Source organism: Citrobacter sp. UYEF32 (genome assembly GCF_040546205.1).
Lineage (GTDB): Bacteria > Pseudomonadota > Gammaproteobacteria > Enterobacterales > Enterobacteriaceae > Phytobacter > Phytobacter diazotrophicus.
The window spans coordinates 277139-291732 of the sequence record NZ_JBEPNI010000005.1; the positions used below are offsets into that span (position 1 = coordinate 277139).

At 51.8% G+C, this 14594-nt stretch carries 14 protein-coding genes; 9 read left to right on the top strand and 5 right to left on the bottom strand.

The window, feature by feature from the left end; translation table 11 throughout:
* Positions 1-256 precede the first annotated feature (256 nt).
* A complete protein-coding gene (locus ABIB59_RS15900; protein ID WP_335201143.1) occupies positions 257-1474 on the bottom strand; it encodes a diguanylate phosphodiesterase in 1218 nt (405 codons plus the stop codon).
* 605 nt (positions 1475-2079) lie between these two features.
* Between ABIB59_RS15900 and ABIB59_RS15905 the strand changes: the two genes are divergently transcribed.
* From ABIB59_RS15905 to ABIB59_RS15920, 4 genes are all read left to right on the top strand, one after another.
* Positions 2080-3624, top strand: coding sequence for a methyl-accepting chemotaxis protein (locus tag ABIB59_RS15905; RefSeq protein ID WP_354036136.1), 1545 nt, complete (start codon positions 2080-2082; stop codon positions 3622-3624).
* An 84-nt stretch (positions 3625-3708) separates the two neighbouring features.
* Positions 3709-4758, top strand: coding sequence for a mannuronate-specific alginate lyase (locus ABIB59_RS15910; RefSeq protein ID WP_354036138.1), 1050 nt, complete (start codon positions 3709-3711; stop codon positions 4756-4758).
* A 167-nt stretch (positions 4759-4925) separates the two neighbouring features.
* Positions 4926-5060, top strand: coding sequence for a stationary-phase-induced ribosome-associated protein (gene sra / locus ABIB59_RS15915; protein WP_039079045.1), 135 nt, complete (start codon positions 4926-4928; stop codon positions 5058-5060).
* A gap of 176 nt (positions 5061-5236) precedes the next feature.
* Entirely contained in the window at positions 5237-6934 is a 1698-nt protein-coding gene (locus ABIB59_RS15920) for an NAD-dependent malic enzyme (protein ID WP_039079046.1), read from the top strand.
* Between the two features lie 112 nt (positions 6935-7046).
* On the opposite strand, the gene ABIB59_RS15925 is transcribed toward ABIB59_RS15920, so the two are convergent.
* Positions 7047-7352: a type I glutamate--ammonia ligase gene (locus ABIB59_RS15925; protein WP_354036140.1), complete on the bottom strand. Its 306-nt coding sequence runs from the start codon at positions 7350-7352 to the stop codon at positions 7047-7049.
* Between the two features lie 323 nt (positions 7353-7675).
* On the opposite strand from ABIB59_RS15925, the gene ABIB59_RS15930 reads away from it, so the two are divergent.
* Positions 7676-9391, top strand: coding sequence for an ABC-F family ATP-binding cassette domain-containing protein (locus ABIB59_RS15930; RefSeq protein ID WP_354036142.1), 1716 nt, complete (start codon positions 7676-7678; stop codon positions 9389-9391).
* Positions 9392-9575: 184 nt separating this feature from the next.
* The gene (locus tag ABIB59_RS15935) at positions 9576-10013 is read left to right on the top strand and encodes a VOC family protein (protein ID WP_354036144.1); all 438 of its coding nucleotides are present in this window, start codon (positions 9576-9578) and stop codon (positions 10011-10013) included.
* Between the two features lie 40 nt (positions 10014-10053).
* Here ABIB59_RS15935 and araJ read toward each other — a convergent pair whose 3' ends face one another.
* Positions 10054-11229 (bottom strand): MFS transporter AraJ, encoded by a 1176-nt coding sequence (araJ, locus tag ABIB59_RS15940; RefSeq protein ID WP_039079049.1) that lies wholly within the window; start codon positions 11227-11229, stop codon positions 10054-10056.
* 245 nt (positions 11230-11474) lie between these two features.
* Between araJ and ppk2 the strand changes: the two genes are divergently transcribed.
* The 3 genes from ppk2 to ABIB59_RS15955 all read left to right on the top strand — a co-directional run bounded on the left by ppk2 (position 11475) and on the right by ABIB59_RS15955 (position 12977).
* Positions 11475-12293, top strand: coding sequence for a polyphosphate kinase 2 (gene ppk2, locus ABIB59_RS15945; protein ID WP_039079050.1), 819 nt, complete (start codon positions 11475-11477; stop codon positions 12291-12293).
* A 169-nt stretch (positions 12294-12462) separates the two neighbouring features.
* A complete protein-coding gene (locus ABIB59_RS15950) occupies positions 12463-12654 on the top strand; it encodes a hypothetical protein (RefSeq protein ID WP_039079051.1) in 192 nt (63 codons plus the stop codon).
* Complete coding sequence (locus ABIB59_RS15955) at positions 12654-12977, top strand: CcdB family protein (protein WP_071194178.1); 324 nt, start codon at positions 12654-12656, stop codon at positions 12975-12977. Before ABIB59_RS15950 ends, ABIB59_RS15955 begins: the two co-directional genes overlap by 1 nt.
* Positions 12978-13060: 83 nt before the next feature.
* On the opposite strand, the gene fdnI is transcribed toward ABIB59_RS15955, so the two are convergent.
* Together fdnI and fdxH are read right to left on the bottom strand one after the other, a co-directional pair.
* A complete protein-coding gene (gene fdnI, locus ABIB59_RS15960; protein ID WP_107223105.1) occupies positions 13061-13717 on the bottom strand; it encodes a formate dehydrogenase-N subunit gamma in 657 nt (218 codons plus the stop codon).
* Positions 13710-14591, bottom strand: a complete 882-nt coding sequence (fdxH, locus tag ABIB59_RS15965) for a formate dehydrogenase subunit beta (protein WP_354036147.1) — start codon at positions 14589-14591, stop codon at positions 13710-13712. The genes fdnI and fdxH overlap by 8 nt, the downstream gene beginning before the upstream one ends.
* Between the last annotated feature and the right edge of the window lie 3 nt (positions 14592-14594).

The following is a 14594-nucleotide window of genomic DNA, read 5'->3' on the forward strand; positions in this document are numbered from 1 at the left end:
TCTTTAAGTTAAGCATGAAAATACGATGATTTATAAGCAAAATCATGTTGCGCTAAGGATGAACTGAGATGTCTCGCGCTATCATCAGCGAGTGAAGTGTCTTTTTATAATGAAATAAAACCTGTTAGATGACGTTATTAAAAGGATATATCCGGCGCTGCTTCACGTTGGCTATTCAGCCATGAAGATGACACTGGCGACATAAAAACGAGAATGACCTGATCGTATTCTCCCGTCTCTTTATGTCGCCCCCCGCTTAACGTTTTATGCGCTGCGGCCAGTTAATAGATGAGACACCGTTGAGTATCGGGCGGGCAAACAGGAAACCCTGAAAACGCTCAATCCCGGCGGCTTCCAGCCAGCACCACTCTTCCACTTTCTCCACGCCTTCGGCCACTACGGTAATTTGCATCTCAGCACAGCAATCGATAATCGCTTTGACGATAGCCTGCTTCGGGCCGTGCATATGGATATCGGTGACGATGCTGCGGTCAATCTTGAGTTTGTCCGGCTGAAACTTGGCAAGCAGAGACAATCCTGCAAACCCGGAACCAAAATCGTCGATCGCCAGGCCAATTCCCGCCGCACGTAACTGACGAATAGCGGAGGTAAATTCGTCATAGCTGGAAATCATCTCATCCTCTGTCACCTCAACAATGACCTGCTCAGGATCGAGTTGATTGCGTTTAATGTGATCCAACAAAATGTTCACGGCGCCGGGTATCTTTACCAGTGACATCGGCAACAAGTTGATGGCCACCTTGTGATTTCCAATCCCCAGACGGCGCGCCATCGCCAGTGCCCAGCCTTTTGACGCCAGGTCCGCCTCGTGCAATTTATGTTCGGGAATGGTTGAAAAATAGTTCTGCGGGCTTCCACCATCCGGCCCACGGATTAACGCTTCGAGTGAGGATATATTGCCGCGCGCGGGGTCAACAATGGGCTGAAACGCAAACTGACAGGGTTGATTATGTAGTATGGGAACGTTCGCCAGCTCAAACGGCGGAAGTGTGGTATTCAATCGCCAGCGTTCAGCGGGGTAATTTAAAACGTGTTTTGACGGAAGCGGTGACGCGACAAAATTGCGAATAAATTTATAGACGCGATCATTGCGCGCAAGGTGGTATTTTAATCTGCCAAATTTAATCACCATGCGCAGTACTGCGCTCGGTCTGGTATTTCTCAGGTCAAACAGTACCAGCCCCTGGTCAAGGAAGCGGCGATGTGGCGCAAAATCACGCATCAGCTCTACGACGTGTGCATGACGAACATCTTTGTTGATACGTTCAAAAACCGCGTTGACTGCAGAGATGGGGCCTTCCAGTACCTGTAAAAACTGTCTGCCATCAAACAGCAACACACCCGTCACCTGCAGTGCCGTATTCCGTAGGCTTGCCTGCTGTACAAGCCCAGCCAGTTGCGAAGGATCCAACGCATAATTAAGCCGGCTACGATAGATCAAAGTCGCTAACACTGAGTACTTCCCTCAAAAAAATATCCACACAAAAACTGCATGAATAGACGCAATGGTAATAGTGTAACAAGGAAGCTCAAATTCCGTTCACTGATTAAAGCCTTTTCTGTGCCTGTTATCGTGGACTAGCCCACCCACCTTGAGAAACTGCCTAACCTACAGATAAACATTTTAACCGCTCACCAGCAAACTTTTAGCTACACTTTAGTATGTACTATATATCCACCAGAAGATTTTGATCTGATAATGACAAAAATATTACGGTTTTGCGAATATATTAGTCTGCTATGTTAATGTTTCTATTTTTGATCGCTTATTTTCTATGCTTTCTTGTATTTCCCGCCTTTAATTTGCATTAAGTCTTGTTTTTCATCCTGGTGAAAAACATCATGACATTTTTCTTTTGCAAAATCATAACAATATTTAAATAAATTACCGTAAGCATGGCTTAAAAAATATTTATCGCAGCTACTTTCAGTTGTATGGCTGTTCGTGGAAAATGTGCAGGTAATAACAAAAAAACTCTCTGTCGGGTTAATAAAAAGAACACCTTCACCGACAGAAAAAATCCTGTTTATTGTACGCAGTTTATTGTGGGGTTATTTATGAAGCGTAACACTCCTGTTACACAGAGAGAGTATTTGCTTAACGAAGGTACGACACTGCTTTCGACAACGAATACGCATAGCCATATAACTTATGCAAACACAGCATTTATAGACGCCAGCGGATTTACTGAGGACCAACTTGTCGGTGAACCTCACAATCTTATTCGTCACCCGGATATGCCCCCCGCCGCGTTTGGCGATCTGTGGTTTACCATTCAGCAAGGCGATAGCTGGACCGGCATGGTGAAAAACCGCCGTCAGAATGGCGACCATTATTGGGTTCGTGCAAACGTCACTCCTGTTTATCAACAAGGGCAACTTACTGGTTATATTTCAGTGCGTAATATTCCAGCGCGCGAGGAAATTACCGCCAGTGAAAAACTTTACCAGTTAGTCAATGATAATAAATTAAGCGGGCATCGTTTTTATAAAGGCCTGGTAGTACGACGTGGCCTGCTCTCTTTTTTATCCATTTTCCAGCGCATGAGTGTAACGCGGCGGGCTAACTTTGGCCTTTTTATCGCCGCCGCATTATTCGTGGCGATGCAATTTGCCCCCTTTAATCTGGTAGAAAAAGTCGGTACGACAATCGGAATAATGGCCCTGTTGTCGGTTTATTTACAGGCGCAAATTTGTCGTCCGTTGAAAGTTATCCTCTCCCAGATGCAAAAAGTGGTCTCCGGGCGTAAAGCCGATTATCGCCATTTTAATCGCGTGGATGAAATTGGTTTACTGATGCGCCTGGTCAATCAGTCAGGCCTTAACCTCAATTCACTGGTCGGTGATGTCTCCGCGCAGATCAATGGCATTCGTGACATTAGCCTGCGCATTAGCGAAGAAGGCGAGTCCCTGCAAAAACGCACAGAAGAAACCTCTGCGGACCTGCACCAGACTGCCGCCGCCGTTGAGGAGATTGCCAGCGCGGTAAGGCAGACCGCTGAAACCGCCGCTGAGGCGATGACCCGCGCAGATGAAACCAGTGTCAGTGCGACAAACAGCGGCGCCATCATGAAGAAAACAATCTCGATGATGCAGGCCGTTTCCCAGGATAACAGCAAAATCGTCGATATCATCGGCGTGATTGACAGCATCGCCTTCCAGACGAATATTCTGGCGCTGAACGCCGCGGTAGAAGCGGCGCGAGCAGGCGAATCAGGGCGTGGTTTTGCGGTTGTTGCGGCGGAAGTTCGCAACCTGGCACAGCACTCAGCCTCGGCAGCGCGGGAGATTCAGGCACTTATCGAACAGAACGTGGCTAATGTCAAAAACGGCGTTGAGATGGTGGAAAACACTGAAACCCACCTGACGGCGATGATTGATAACGTCATGACGATGTCGACGATGATCAAAGAGATTGGCACCGCAACGCATGAACAGACGCAGGCCCTGGAGCTTATCAATAAATCCGTTTCCCGCGTCGGGGTGATGACGCACAACAACACCAGTATGGTGGAAAACGTGACCAGTGCGGCAGAAAATCTCTCTGAGCGCGCAGCGCGTCTGCATCGCGCCGTGCATGTGTTCGGGAGTAGCGAAGGCTAATTGTTTCATGACCATGCTATAGTCAGTCTCTCACTATGCTGACGCGCAAGGTTACCCATGTTCGCTTTGGTCAGAAGGTTGTGTTTGGTTATTGCCGCCGTCACGGCGACATCTGCCGGGGCCAGTTTGCAACCCCCGGCAGGTTACCAGCAACCACCGCAACACCATGCTGCTTCCCGTTTTACCTGCCCTTCCTTTCCGGCCCCCTTTACCGGGGCATTAGATTTCACCAGTAAATATGAGGGGTCGGACAGCGCTCGCGCCACGCTGAATCCACAAGCCGACCAGGCATTCCATGAGCAGACAAAGGCGATCACTGAACTGGAAAAAGTGGTCAGCCAGGTCGTGACGGGATTCGCCCGCGATGGCAACCCGGCGCGGGCAGATTGCGTGGTCAATGGCCTGGATGCCTGGGCACGTGCCGGCGCATTAACCGCTGTTGCCAAAAAACACACCGGGAAATCGATGCGAAAGTGGGCACTGGCAACGCTCTCTTCGTCCTGGCTGCAGTTGAAATTCTCCCCTGCGCATCCGTTAGACCGACAGCAGCAAAAAGCAGCCGACGTTGAACACTGGCTCAGTCATCTGGCCGATTTGACAGTGGCGGACTGGCGTGACCTGCCATTAAAACGCGTTAACAACCACAGCTACTGGGCGGCCTGGGCGATTATGGCGACGGCGGTTGTCACCGACCGACGCGATCTCTTTGATCAGTCACTGGCGATGTACCGCACCGCCGCAAACCAGGTGGATAGCGAGGGTTTCTTACCCAATGAACTGCGCCGCAAGCAGCGCGCTTTTTCCTATCACAACTATGCCATTCAGCCGCTGGTGATGATTGCCCTGTTCGCGCGCAGTAATGGTGTTGAGGTGACGGCGGAAAATGATAACGCGTTGCAGCGACTGGCCCGGCGCATTTTGTCCGGGTTCGACAATCCGGATGTGTTCACCCGTAAGACCGGTATCCCCCAGGACAGCGCTTTTACTCAGCAGGCCTCCAGCATTGCCTGGCTTGAGGGCTGGTGTGCGCTGCAAACCTGCGATGCCCGGACAAATCAGCGAATTTCCGCCCTGCGCCCGCTGCACAGCTCCCGGCTGGGCGGCGATCTGAGCTGGTTTTTTGCCGCCCATTAACCGCAGCCGGACTGTTCCGAAAGCGGGCATCGGTCATTGCACTCGCTGGCGGATTAGGGGACCATCACTTTTGCGGCTACCCTGTAGTCGCACTGGATCAGGTTATATTTCGCCCGGTCATCGCGCCGGGCTTGTCCTTGAAACATCAACTGGATTAAGGAGTAAGCATGAAATCGAACCGTCAGGCACGTCATATTATGGGGCTGGATTACAAAGTCTCTAATATCAGGAAAGTGGTGAATAAGGACGATCAGGAAGTGACCGTGACGCACCGTTCTGGTCGTCATCGTCGCGTTGAATAACGTACATTTCCCCTTTCATGCCGCCCCGCCTGGGGTGGCATTACACCTCGTAAAATTCATCTCCCAAATCGCGTGAACAAGAAGTATTTACCATATGTATGCTTTATACTGGCGCGCGCCGCTGTACCCGCGCGAACAGGCATTCGCGCCGGAATCGTCGACTTAGGAGCTGTAAAATGCATACGAAGCATAATAAAAACCGATCGCTGTATATTCCCTATGCCGGGCCTGTATTACTTGAGTTCCCGCTACTCAATAAAGGCAGCGCATTTAGTGTAGAAGAGAGAAGCCACTTCAACCTGCTGGGGCTGTTGCCAGCCGTGGTGGAAACCATTGAAGAACAGGCTGAACGCGCCTGGTTACAGTACCAGGGCTTTAAGACGGATATCGACAAGCACATTTACCTGCGAAATATCCAGGACACCAACGAAACCCTCTTTTATCGTCTGGTCGAGAACCATCTCGATGAGATGATGCCGGTCATTTATACCCCGACCGTAGGCTGGGCGTGTGAGCGTTTCTCGGAAATCTACCGTCGCGCGCGCGGTGTATTTATCTCCTTGCAAGACCGCGGCAGTATGGATGACATACTGCAAAATGTGCCGAACCATAACATCAAAGTGATTGTGGTCACTGACGGTGAACGTATTCTCGGTCTGGGTGACCAGGGTATCGGTGGTATGGGCATTCCTATTGGCAAACTCTCCCTTTATACCTCTTGTGGTGGTATCAGTCCGGCCTACACCCTGCCTGTGGTCCTCGATGTCGGTACCAACAATCAACAGTTGCTTAACGACCCGCTGTATATGGGTTCGCGCCATCCGCGCATTACCGGCGATGAGTACACCGCGTTTGTTGATGAATTTATCCAGGCGGTGAAACATCGCTGGCCGAATGTGCTGCTGCAATTCGAAGATTTTGCCCAGAAAAACGCAATGCCATTGCTTAATCGCTACCGCAATGAAATCTGCTGCTTCAATGATGATATTCAGGGAACCGCCGCCGTGACGGTTGGTACGCTGATCGCAGCCAGCCGCGCGGCGGGTAGCCAGCTCAGCAACCAGAAGATTGTCTTCCTCGGCGCGGGCTCTGCCGGGTGCGGTATTGCCGAGCAGATTATTGCTCAGACCCAGCGTGAAGGGTTAAGCGAAGCCGATGCCCGTCAGAAAGTCTACATGGTGGATCGCTTTGGCCTGCTCACCGACCAGATGCCGAACCTGCTGCCGTTCCAGAACAAGCTGGTACAAAAGCGCGAAAATCTGCAGAACTGGGATGCGCAGACCGATGCGCTGTCGCTGCTCGACGTAGTGCGTAACGTTAAGCCGGATATTCTGATTGGCGTTTCCGGCCAGCCGGGGCTGTTTACGGAAGAGATCATCCGTGAAATGCACAAGCATTGCCCGCGTCCGATCGTCATGCCGTTGTCAAACCCGACCTCGCGCGTAGAGGCGACACCGCAGGACATTATCAGTTGGACGAACGGTATGGCGCTGGTCGCCACAGGTAGCCCATTCACGCCGGTAACCTGGAACGAGAAAACCTGGCCTATTGCACAGTGCAACAACTCCTATATCTTCCCGGGTATTGGTCTGGGTGTGATTGCCTCCGGCGCATCGCGCATTACCGACGATATGCTGATGTCCGCCAGTGAGACACTGGCGAAATACTCTCCGCTGGTCATTAACGGTGAAGGATTGGTCTTACCGGAGCTGAAAGATATCCATATCGTTTCCCGCGCAATCGCCTTCGCGGTGGCAAAAGTCGCCCAACAAGAAGGTGTTGCTGTGAAAACGTCCGAAGAGGCGCTGTTGCAGGCGATTGATGATAACTTCTGGTTGCCGGAATATCGCAACTATCGTCGAACCTCTATCTGATGACTCACCCGGCAGCGCGATGTTGCCGGGTTTCTTTCCTTTTATCCGCCGCTATTTTTGTTTTTTCCGGTCAGGCCTCTTCACTACGACCTGTTCACAAGAATGCTCTGAGTCATGACGGGAAATGCGTTTCTTCGGCCGTCACGATGCCTTCGAAAGCGCTTAATTCCATCAATCGGCTATGGATCCAGTAACGGGAAAATTCAGCGCCCAGCGCCGCCTTGAGGTAGTCGCATTGGGCGAAGAGAGTGAGGGCGTCCTGTTGAAAAAGCGGTAGCACTGGCGCGTTATTGAGAATATCCGGCAGCTCAGTATCGTTAACCTGTTCCAGACCATACAGCATACCGATCAGTACTGTCGCCATAACCAGATAGGGATTAGCATCGGCGCCGGCCAGTCGATAGTAATCATTATGCATGATGACTGGGCTCCTGAGCGCAGGTTTACCGGCATAAAAAACTGTAAATGCCCATGACGCCGATGCTGGCATCCTCGGTAAAACCTCGCTACACTGCTGCTACCCATTAACCGGATAAATAAAAGGAGGATAATTATGTCGTACTGTGAACGTTTTCTCGTTTCACATGCCTTTGGTGATCGCACCAGCTCAAGCGTTATCGGTATCGTGCTGCGATAACTTCGGCTTGAGCGAAGCTAACTAACACCCTTCCTCGGGCTTACCGGGTTATCGTCAGCGATGTTTGACGAGGCATGTCTATGCCTGTAACTCTTGAGTAAGCAATGAGCACATTACTGTCTGCACAATCATTACGTGTTGAAACGGCATTTGGTCCGTTATTTTCTGATATCTCCTTTACCCTGAAACAAGGCGACCGGCTTGGTCTCATTGGCGACAACGGCTGCGGCAAAAGTACGCTATTGAAAGTCCTGGATGGCACCGTTTTGCCATCTGCGGGCAGCGTTTCAGTGGCGAATCACTGCCTGATGGCGCGCGTTGAGCAACATCTGCCCGACACGCTGCTGGATCTCACCCTGCTTGACGCCGTGCTGGCCCGACTTGCGCCGGGCGAACGTGACGTTCAGCGCTGGCGTGCGCAAGCGCTGTTAGCCGGAATGGGACTCAGTGAACATGAGATAGCCCTACCTGCGGCAACCCTCAGTGGCGGGCAACATACCCGGCTATTGTTGGCCCGCGCGTTAATCACCGATCCTGATTTATTGCTATTGGATGAGCCCAGTAACCACCTCGATCTGCCAACCATGCTCTGGCTGGAGCGATTCCTGCAGCGCTGGTCTGGTAGCTTTGTGCTGGTTTCTCACGACCGGGCGCTACTGGATGCCGTGACCAATGGCACCTGGATCCTTCGCGATAACCGGCTGCATTACTTCGCACTTCCCTGCTCTGCCGCGGGTCAGGCGCTGCAGGAGCGGGATGCCAGCGATGCATTGCGCCACAAAGCAGAGCAAAAAGAGATCGACCGGGTTACCAGCAGCGCCAAACGGCTGGCGACCTGGGGGCGTGTTTACGACAATGAAGATCTGTCGCGCAAAGCAAAGCAAATGGAAAAGCAGGTAGAACGCCTGAAAGAGAGCCAGACGCAACTGACGGCAGGAAGTCTGTGGCGTTTAACACTCCAGGGCGAACCGCTGATTGCCGACCGTTTGCTGGAGATGGAACATCTCCCCGTCAGCGCCGCACCGGGTTTACCAGCGCTCTTTTCCGTGCCGCTGGCGCGCGTGAAAACCGGCGACCGAATTGCCATTATCGGGCAAAACGGCTGTGGGAAGTCCTCCCTGCTTCGGCTTATCTGGCGTCAACTGACCGGTGATATCGCGGCTCCTGGGATGGCGGTTCATCCACGTCTGCATGCCGGGTACTATGATCAGACGCTGGAGCAACTGCCCGATGACGCGACGCTTCTGGACGCGCTGGAGCCGTTCGCGCCGTCGGTGGAATTGCGCAAAATGACGTTAATCAGCGCCGGGTTTGTCTGGGCTCGTCACGGACAAAAAGTGGCAACGCTCAGCGGCGGCGAGCGCTCCCGGCTGCTATTTGTTGGCCTGTCGCTGGCACGCTACAACCTGCTGATGCTCGATGAACCGACTAACCATCTGGATATGAGCGGTAAAGAGGCACTGATGCAAACGCTGCAACAGTTCTCGGGCGGTGTACTGCTGGTCAGCCACGATCGTGAGCTGATTGGTCAGAGTTGTAACCGTTTCTGGCTGGTTGAACAGGGGCAGTTTAGCGAATGGCACGACGTCGAGGTGGTCTACGAACGTCTGCGCCAGCAACAACAGGGAGATGAGACGCCGGTGACAGCAAAAGCGGCATCAACGGAGTTGGTTGATGAAAGCGATGCGTTACTGGAGCAGTTAATTGCGCTGGAAACCCGCCTTGAGCAGGATCTGGCGCGTAAACCGGCGCATCAAAAACCGTTGCTTCAGGCGCAGTGGCGAGAGGAGATAGCCAGAATCAACCGGTTACTGATGTAAGACACCTACTTGAACAGGCGCTTTTTGCGCCTGTTTTTTCTCATGGCGAGAGTGGCGTTATCTGTTGTAAAAAGCAATGTAAGCGCTAAAAATGGCCCCGCATAACCGCATATTTTTTTGCATGCCGTTATACGTGCGCTGTCTTATTGATATTTTTCCGCATACCGACTGAGGTGAAACAGATATGGATATTTCGACCCGTGGCCTGGATGTGTTGTTTATTGCAGGTTTTGGCCCAGTCCCACGCAACGTGGGCGACAGTAAAGCACTTTACCAGGAGACGTTAGCTCTTCCCATTAAGCCCATGGAGGGCAATGAAGATTACCTGTTAGCCGAACATGGCGCGCTGAACGGCGCAAAACATTTTGCACTCTGGCCGTTGCATCAGGCGGCACAGTCCTGCTTTGGCACAGAAGTATGGCCTGCCGATATTCCCGCGCCGCAAAGCTGGATTGAGTTCGAAGTCGCCGATCTTGACAGCGCAACCCGTGTGCTGCGCGAAAAAGGCTACGCCCTGCTCGTGGAGAACCGCCTTGAGCCCTGGGGACAAAGCATCACCCGCTTTCTCAGCCCGGAAGGCATTCTGGTGGGCTTAAGCATTACGCCGTGGCTGCGCGATTAATTGTTGATGTGACGATAAACGCTCCCTTGAGAGCGTTTTTTCAGGCCAGTGCGCTAACGTCAGCCCGAACCCGCTTCGCCTTTACGCGCCCGTACATAAGCAGCGCTGACATGGCCGAGAACGAAAGGATTGCGGCGGGCAGCGTGACGTAATCCCAGCTCAGACCGAGCGTGATCATCAGGCCGCCAAAATAAGCGCCGATGGCACTGCCGAGGTTAAAGGCAATTTGCCCCCCTGCCGCACCCAGTAATTCACCGCCTTTGGCATTCTGTAAAAGCAGAATTTGTAGCGGTGCCGCCAGAGCGAACAGACCCGCGCAGCAGATAAACCCCATCGTTAAAGAGGCGACTTTGTTTTCGCCGAAGGCAAACAGCAGCAGCAAAGACAATACAATCACCAGATCGGTGGTGGCTGCGATACGCAGCGGACTATATCGTCCGGACAATCTGCCGCTTAACAGATTACCCAAGACCATTCCCAGCCCCATCAGCATCATGATGACTGTCATGAACATTTCCGAAAAGCCGGAAACGTTCAGCATAAATGGCTTCACAAAGCTGAACCAGGCGAAGACGCCCGCGTTGCCAAACATGGTGGCGGCGAAGATAAACCACGGCTCTGGCTTTTTCAGAAAGCGAAACTGTTCGGTAAAACGGGTTTCGGATTTATCAAAAAGTTGAGGAACCCAGAGGAGAATGGAAACGAGCACCAGCAAATTAAACAGCGCAATCAGCATGAAGGTGTAGCGCCAGCTAAAGGCATGACCAAGCCAGGTTCCCAGCGGTACACCCGCAAGGTTAGCCACCGTCATCCCGGCGACCATACCCGCAACGGCCAGTGTCACTTTTCCCGGCGGGGCGATTTTAGACAGAATAATTGCCCCAACGCCGAAGAACGCGCCGTGAGGGAACCCCGACACCAGCCTGCCGATGGCCAGCATGGTATATGACGATGAAAAGGTAAAAATTGTATTCCCCACAGCGCACATGGCGACCAGGAACAACAGAATGGTTTTCAAGGAAAAACGGCTGGAGAACACGGCGATAATCGGCGCGCCGATCACCACGCCAAAAGCATAAAAGGAGATCATATTGCCCGCCGACGGAATGGAGATCCCTACATCTTTCGCCAGTTCGGTCAGCACACCCATAATGCCAAATTCCGCCATGCCAAGGCCAAAAGTGCCCAGTGCTAACGAAAAAATCGTCTTTTTCATACCACAACCACATGTTAATAGAATGCAACAAGCATTATCGACCATTCGTTAAGTGTGAACCAGTTCAAACTCTCCTGCTGGCATATTCATCCATACATTCAGCTCAGGCTGTGAATGTTTTCATCACCTATGCGATATATCGGAACCCCCTGAAATACAATGACACGAGTAATTTTCGCGCGCACCTGAACCGACCATTACACTTCTTAGGCGTCTCGTTATTTTTTTGAAAGAGGAAGAGAGTCATGGGAAAGAAGAAAAACATCAGCACCATCGCTGACGCACCTCCTGCGGCGCCGCTTAAAAACAAAGAATATGAGAAAGAGTTACGCCGGCTTCACGTTGAACTGGTAAAACTTCAGCGCTGGGTTGTCAGCAAAGGGCTCAAAGTATGCATCGTCTTTGAGGGGCGTGATGGCGCGGGCAAAGGCGGCACCATCAAAGCCATTACTGAACGCGTCAGTCCACGTATTTTCCGCGTTGTCGCCCTGCCCGCACCCACTGAGCGCGAAAAAAGCCAGCTTTATCTGCAGCGTTACGTTCCCTATCTGCCGGCGGCAGGTGAAATTGTTATCTTTGACCGTAGCTGGTACAACCGCGCCGGGGTTGAACGCGTGATGGGTTTTTGCACAATGGAACAAGTAGATAAATTTCTGGAAAGCATCCCAATGATGGAGCGCGCTATGGTTGAGTCCGGCATTATCTTGTTGAAATACTGGCTTGAGGTGACGCCGGAAGAGCAAGAACGCCGTCTGCGCGACCGCGTGAACGATGGCCGCAAGACCTGGAAGCTATCCCCCATGGATATCAAATCCTTCGACCGCTGGGATGATTACACTGTTGCGCGAGACGCGATGTTCGAAGCCTCCGATACCTCATGGGCACCGTGGTTTGTCGCCCGCTCCGAAGACAAAAAACGTGTACGGCTGAATATCATTACCCACCTGCTAACGCAGATCCCTTATGAGGATATTCCGGACGATCCTGTGGAGTTCCCGAAACGCAAAATAGGTAAAGTTAAACCCACCCATTATCCTTTCCGTATTATTCCCGAACCGTTCTGAATAAGTATCTTCCTGCATCGGTTACCGCTGCCGATGCAGTTGCCTTTATTTCACGTGTTTCTTTTTTTCTGGAATTGTTCTCGCAGAAAGGGAATTACCAGGGGGTTCAGTATTGTTTTTTGTGCGGGGGGATTGATAATGTTTACATAAACACAAGGGAGATGAACTGATGAAAAATTATTCCGTACATAGTGCGGCGCCTCGTTCACATGCCAGAAGCAACGCGCCACAGGCGAAACCAAAAGGAAAGCCTAATGGTACGAAGCTATCTGAAAATGAAAAGGAATTTATTCGAGCGATGAATGAGTTTGTTGCAGAACATGGAACTATTACGGATGACGAATATTTTAGGGTGCTTTAATGCTGAGACAATTTAATGTATATCGAAATCCTTCTTCGCAAACCAATAAAGTATTGCCATATTATATGATTGTTCAGGACGATTGTTATGATGATTTTTCTACCCGAGTCATCATTCCTCTTATGCGAAACCCAAAGCTGCCTTTATGGCATCTCAATGTCGCACCCAAAATTAATGTCGAGTTTGAATCGCTAACGCTTTATTCACCGATGCTGACAAATCTGGAAACGTCGCGGATTCATCATAAAGATTTTATTTGTAACCTCAGGTCGGCCAGGCGAGACGTCGTCAATGCCATCGACGCGTTGATCACCAATGTCTGACCATCACCCTCCCCAGCCTGACGCCTGTGAACGCGCCAGGCCGGGTAAGCGGGTAAATACGCAGTTGGCATACCCGGCGAACGCTATCTGAGCCCGTGCATGTTCTCTTCTTTGGCTTCCTGTCTTTCGACCTCACGGTACCAACGCGGATGATGTTTGCGTGCCCAGCGGCGGCTCACTTTCCCTTCGATCATCCCTTTAATTGAGCCTTTCACCCAGAACGCCATATACATATGAATCAGGATGGCGTGAAGAAGGATAATGGCAGAGGTTGCGTGAATCAGCAGGCTATAGCGGATCACCTGAATCGGAAAATATGGGGCAAACCAGGGGCGCCAGATGATGATGCCGGATACAAGTAAGATAAAAATCATACTCATGATGGTCCAGAACATCATCTTTTGCCCGGCGTTATATTTGCCGACTTTCGCGACCTTGTGCTCGTTGCCTTTCAGTACCTCCACAATCCCTTTCAGCCAGGGAATATCCTGCCTGTCCGGGATGTTGTGATGCACAAAGCGCACAAACATCACCATCAGCAGCAGAAAGACCGCAACGCCAAAGAACGGGTGCAGGATGCGCCCCATCTGCGGTGTACCAAAGGTCTCCGTCAGCCATTGTAGCGTAGGAAAGAAAAACGAGATCCCCGACAGCGACACCAGGAAGAAGAGGATAACCATCGTCCAGTGACAGGCGCGATCAATAAACCGGGTGCGCACAATCATTTTCGAATCACTCATGATGCTCCTCGTCGTCATCGACTTCTTTATTCGGCCCAATGCCAATGTAGTGGTAAATCAACCCGGCAAACGAGGCGATAAAGCCGGCGGCAGCCAGCGGTTTCAGCGCCCCTTTCCACAGGCTGATGGACGTGTCGATGACCGGATCCTTCGGCAGGTTGTGGTACAACGCCGGTTGGTCATTATGGTGCAGCACATACATCACATGTGTGCCGCCAACGCCTTGCGGGTTGTAGACCCCCGCATTCGGATAGCCGCGTTTTTTGAGTTTCTCCACACGCGCCTGCGCGACGTCCAGCATCTCCTTTTTGGTACCAAAGTGAATGGCTCCGGTTGGGCAGGTTTTCACGCAGGCCGGCTCCTGGCCGACACTCACGCGATCCACACACAAGGTGCATTTATAGACCCGGTTATCCTCTTTATTGAGGCGCGGGACGTTAAAGGGGCACCCGGCAATGCAGTAGCCGCAGCCGATACAATTTTCCTGCTGGAAATCAACAATCCCATTGGTGTACTGGATGATCGCCCCGGCGGATGGGCAAGCTTTCAGACAACCCGGATCCTCACAGTGCATGCAGCCATCTTTGCGAATCAACCACTCCAGCTTGCCGTTCTGCTCGGTTTCGCTAAAGCGCATCACCGTCCAGGATTTGGCGCTCAGATCCACCGGGTTGTCGTACACCCCGACGCAGTGCCCGACTTCATCGCGGATATCATTCCACTCAGAGCAGGCCACCTGGCAGGCTTTGCAGCCCACGCAGGAAGAGACATCAATCAGCTTGGCCACTTCATCTTTATAATCCCGCGCACGTGGCGCGGGGGTGATGGGATTTGTCGCGGAGCGCTTGAGAATGTCCTGTGTTTCCATTGCCATATC